The sequence below is a fragment of the Kluyvera huaxiensis genome (assembly GCF_040149365.1).
In the GTDB taxonomy this organism is placed as follows: domain Bacteria; phylum Pseudomonadota; class Gammaproteobacteria; order Enterobacterales; family Enterobacteriaceae; genus Kluyvera; species Kluyvera intermedia_A.
This window is the reverse complement of sequence record NZ_JBEFLV010000047.1, coordinates 1-4,360: the sequence shown is the minus strand read 5'-3', so window position 1 is coordinate 4,360 and position 4,360 is coordinate 1. Positions and strand designations below refer to the sequence as shown.

4 protein-coding genes, 4 tRNA genes and 1 rRNA gene are annotated in these 4,360 nt (G+C 48.2%); 1 reads left to right on the top strand and 8 read right to left on the bottom strand.

All coding sequences use genetic code 11. The annotated features are described in order from the left end of the window. From ABOC97_RS23830 to ABOC97_RS23810, 5 genes are all read right to left on the bottom strand, one after another. Window positions 1-164: GTP-binding protein (locus ABOC97_RS23830; protein ID WP_001445782.1), on the bottom strand; the 164-nt coding region annotated here is incomplete at its 3' end. A 115-nt stretch (window positions 165-279) separates the two neighbouring features. Beyond that, window positions 280-355: transfer RNA gene (locus ABOC97_RS23825), tRNA-Thr, on the bottom strand. Between the two features lie 5 nt (window positions 356-360). Beyond that, window positions 361-435, bottom strand: a tRNA-Gly gene (locus tag ABOC97_RS23820). 118 nt (window positions 436-553) lie between these two features. Next, window positions 554-638 (bottom strand) — tRNA-Tyr (locus ABOC97_RS23815). A gap of 3 nt (window positions 639-641) precedes the next feature. Beyond that, window positions 642-717: transfer RNA gene (locus ABOC97_RS23810), tRNA-Thr, on the bottom strand. 414 nt (window positions 718-1,131) lie between these two features. Between ABOC97_RS23810 and coaA the strand changes: the two genes are divergently transcribed. Continuing rightward, window positions 1,132-2,082, top strand: coding sequence for a type I pantothenate kinase (coaA, locus tag ABOC97_RS23805; RefSeq protein WP_234508772.1), 951 nt, complete (start codon window positions 1,132-1,134; stop codon window positions 2,080-2,082). Between the two features lie 38 nt (window positions 2,083-2,120). Here the strand turns inward: coaA and birA are convergent, their stop codons facing one another. The 3 genes from birA to rrf form a co-directional block, all read right to left on the bottom strand. After that, window positions 2,121-3,083 (bottom strand): bifunctional biotin--[acetyl-CoA-carboxylase] ligase/biotin operon repressor BirA, encoded by a 963-nt coding sequence (gene birA, locus ABOC97_RS23800; protein WP_349602316.1) that lies wholly within the window; start codon window positions 3,081-3,083, stop codon window positions 2,121-2,123. Beyond that, entirely contained in the window at window positions 3,080-4,108 is a 1,029-nt protein-coding gene (murB, locus tag ABOC97_RS23795) for a UDP-N-acetylmuramate dehydrogenase (RefSeq protein WP_349602314.1), read from the bottom strand. Before murB ends, birA begins: the two co-directional genes overlap by 4 nt. Before the next feature lie 170 nt (window positions 4,109-4,278). Next, window positions 4,279-4,360, bottom strand: a 5S ribosomal RNA gene (gene rrf, locus ABOC97_RS24105); the annotation flags it as partial.

Sequence of the window (4,360 nt, the reverse complement as noted above, 5' to 3'; positions counted from 1 at the left end):
TCTGGTGCGTTATCGATCTGGTCGAAAGCACGAGCAGCACCGCCGTAGGTTTTAGCCAGTACGGTAGTGATTGCAGCAGTCAGGGTAGTTTTACCATGGTCAACGTGGCCGATAGTACCGACGTTGACGTGCGGTTTGGTACGTTCAAATTTTTCTTTAGACATCGATAGTCCCTCTAATACACGGATAAATCGGTGATATCACCACATCAACCAGACGATAAGCCTGAACTGTTGAATGCATAATTTAAACAGAGAGAAACGGGAAGGAGAAGTGAAGTGGTGCTGATACCCAGAGTCGAACTGGGGACCTCACCCTTACCAAGGGTGCGCTCTACCAACTGAGCCATATCAGCACGTCTGGAGCGGGCAGCGGGAATCGAACCCGCATCATCAGCTTGGAAGGCTGAGGTAATAGCCATTATACGATGCCCGCATCCTGAAACTCGGCTACCCAGTTCTTTCTGTGCAAAAAAAAGAGATTTCTCTCTTTTCTTTGTTTGAGCTAGTTATTTTACCAACCAACTCTGGCTTCGCAATGCTTAGCCTGAAAGTGGTGGTGGGGGAAGGATTCGAACCTTCGAAGTCTGTGACGGCAGATTTACAGTCTGCTCCCTTTGGCCGCTCGGGAACCCCACCTGATGGTGCCGACTACCGGAATCGAACTGGTGACCTACTGATTACAAGTCAGTTGCTCTACCTACTGAGCTAAGTCGGCATCAAGTAGCGCGCATTCTATGGAGACACGCGGCGACATGCAACTAAAAATTTGCATAAAATGTTCTATCGCTCATGTTTTGTGCGTTTGCGCGTAAAAACCAAGCAACATGCCAGTTTTATGACCAAAAATAGTGCTGTAAGCCCAGCAATAGACTTCTTTTAGCCTGCTGGTTACGGCATAAGTTTGCCACCTGATGGTCGATTAACTGACTTTCTCTTTCTATATAGCTATCGCAATCAGATGCCAGTCCCCCGAGTCAGCAATAAAGAGCGGGGTTTTCTCACGAAAGCGCCATTCATTTGGATTTTTTCTTCTTTTTCTCTTCCATCTGGTGTTAACCTCCTGCCCATTGTCCTGATTAACTTAATGTGAAGCGTCGCGTGAAATCAGCGCGGTAGCCAGAACATGCTTATGAATAAACAAGAGCAAACGTTAATGACACCTTATCTACAGTTCAATCGTAGCCAGTGGGCGGCGCTGCGTGATTCAGTGCCAATGACCCTGACTGAAGGGGAAATTACACGCCTGAAAGGTATCAACGAAGATCTGTCGCTTGAAGAAGTGGCGGAGATCTATTTGCCTTTATCACGTTTACTGAACTTTTATATTAGTTCTAACCTACGCCGCCAGGCGGTACTTGAGCAGTTCCTGGGGACGAATGGCCAGCGTATCCCTTACATCATCAGTATTGCTGGCAGCGTCGCTGTTGGGAAAAGCACTACTGCACGTGTACTGCAAGCATTACTCAGCCGCTGGCCCGAGCATCGCCGCGTTGAGCTCATCACCACCGATGGTTTCCTGCATCCTAATGAGGTGCTGAAAGAACGTGGGCTGATGAAGAAGAAAGGGTTCCCACAATCCTATGATATGCGCAGGCTAGTGCAATTCGTTTCCGATCTGAAGTCAGGGGTTCCGGACGTCACTGCCCCCGTATATTCCCATCTGATTTATGATGTGATTCCTGATGGCGATAAGACAGTTACCCACCCGGATATATTAATTCTTGAAGGGTTAAATGTTCTGCAAAGCGGGATGGATTATCCTCACGATCCACATCATGTATTTGTTTCCGATTTTGTCGACTTTTCTATTTACGTTGATGCACCAGAGAAGCTATTACAATCCTGGTATATAAATCGATTTCTTAAATTCCGTGAAGGGGCCTTTACTGACCCGGATTCCTATTTCCATAACTATGCGCAGCTTTCTAAAGAGGAAGCGATTAACGTTGCGACATCACTATGGAATGAGATTAACCTCAAGAATTTAAACGAGAATATCCTACCAACCCGTGAGCGTGCGAGTTTAATTCTGACTAAAAGCGCTAATCATTCTGTAGAACAGGTACGCCTGAGAAAATAATGATTAAAAAAGACAAGGGAGCCAAGGCTCCCTTTTCTTTATTCCGCGCTACGCAGTGAGATCTCCCCACCAATCCAGGGTTTAATTATCCCATCCTGTTCAAGCAATAATGCACCCTGTGTATCAATACCTCGGGAAATACCAAAGACTTCTTTATCACCAATAATCAATTTGACCTGTCGGTTAATAAAGTTATCTAATTTATCCCAACGAGCAAGGTATGGAGCTAGCCCTTCTTGTTCAAATAGTTGTAATGCATCGTGTAATTCATTAATCAGGCGTGCCGCCAGGATATTGCGGTCAATCACAATTCCAGCTTCCTGCAAGTTGATCCATCCCTGATTAATCACATCATTTTCTACCCGGCGCATCACCAGGTTAATGCCTGCACCAATCACGATTTGTGCTGCATCCCCGGTTTTCCCTGTCAATTCGACCAGGATACCGGCCAGTTTTCGATCGTTCAGGTAGAGATCGTTTGGCCACTTTACACGTACCTTATCAGCACCCAGGCTTTGTAAAACCTCAGCCATCACGATCCCGATAACCAGACTCAGACCGATAGCGGCCGCAGGCCCCTGCTCGAGACGCCAGAACATAGAAAGATACAGGTTGGCACCAAACGGAGAAAACCATTTACGCCCGCGTCGACCGCGCCCTGCCTGCTGGTATTCTGCTACACAGGCATCGCCAGACTGCAGCTCACTAATTCGGTCCAGTAGATACTGGTTGGTCGAATCGATAACAGGCAGGACAGCAACATTGCCGTAATTAACCGCGCGACGAATACGCTCCACATCCAGTAATTGAATTGGTTCTGGCAGGCTGTAACCTTTACCGGGAACGGTAAAAACATCTACTCCCCAGTCTCTTAAGGTCTGCATGTGTTTGTTAATGGCTGCCCGGCTCATACCTAACCGCTCACCCAGCTGTTCACCAGAATGAAAATCACCATCAGCAAGCAGGGAAATGAGGGTCAATGGCACCGTAATGTCTTTCATCTTATTACCTCAACCGCGCTAACTTCGCCTTTATTGCTAATAAAACGCACTTCCGGCTCCAGCCAAACGTTAAATTTGTCTCCAACCTGCTGGCGAACATAATGGGCCAATTGAACTACGTCACAGCTCTGTGCATTATCGACGTTGACTAGCACCAGGGCTTGCTGCTGATGGACCGCCGCGCCGCCTTCGGTGTGGCCTTTTAACTGGCATTGATCGATAAGCCAGCCGGCTGCCAGCTTTATACTGCCATCAGCCTGCGGATAATGCGGCGCTTTCGGGAAATTCTCCAGCAGCGTCGCGGCATATTCGGCGCTGACGACCGGGTTTTTAAAGAAGCTACCGGCGTTACCATTCACTTTAGGATCAGGCAATTTGGTCATTCGCATATGACATACGGAGTCGAATACGTCCCGTGGCGTAACCGTTTGTGGGTCCAGACGGGTAAGATCGCCGTAGGTAAGAACCGGCCGCCATTTTTTTGCAAGGCGGAAGCCAACGGCAACAATGGCGAAACGGTTCTGATAGGCATGCTTGAAGATGCTATCACGATAACCAAACTGACATTGTGCAGCGGATAGGCGCTGCCACTCACCGGTAGCCAGTTCAATACAGTCAACATACTCGCAGACATGTTGCAGTTCGACGCCATAGGCACCGATATTCTGGATAGGGGAAGATCCGGCGCAGCCAGGGATCAATGCCAGATTTTCCAGACCTGGCATATTATTTTCTAATGCAAACCGCACTAGCTCATGCCAGTTTTCTCCGGCGCCAACGTGCAGATGCCATGCATCAGCCGTTTCACTCACCCCGATACCTTTAATTCGGTTAAGAATTACGGTACCGGAATAGTCTTCCAGAAAAAGTACGTTACTTCCTTCACCCAAAATCAAAACTGGCAAGCCTTCCAGGGTAGATTGCTGCCAGGCGCTCAGTAATTGTTGTTCATTTTCAGCGCTTACGATGTGTTTAGCATTATGGTCAATGCCGAAGGTATTCCAGGGTTTCAAGGAGTGGGTCATGATTGCTTTCCTGATGCGATATCCACGGTAGTTTACCGTATCTGTAGCGGGAAGGCTTGCGGTTATATAGGAGAGGAAGGGCCCGTAGCTGGCTGGTAACAGCCGTTTTTCACACTGCACAAACGCAAAAAAGCCCAGTCTTCCGACTGGGCTCTTCGCTTTTATTTGATGCCTGGCAGTTCCCTACTCTCGCATGGGGAGACCCCACACTACCATCGGCGCTACGGCGTTTCACTTCTGAGTTCGGCATGG

Bases quoted from the DNA above. Each gene is read 5' to 3' on its own strand.
- coaA (WP_234508772.1), top strand. From the start codon at position 1,132: ATGAATAAACAAGAGCAAACGTTAATGACACCTTATCTACAGTTCAAT.
- birA (WP_349602316.1), bottom strand. From the start codon at position 3,083: ATGAAAGACATTACGGTGCCATTGACCCTCATTTCCCTGCTTGCTGAT.
- murB (WP_349602314.1), bottom strand. From the start codon at position 4,108: ATGACCCACTCCTTGAAACCCTGGAATACCTTCGGCATTGACCATAAT.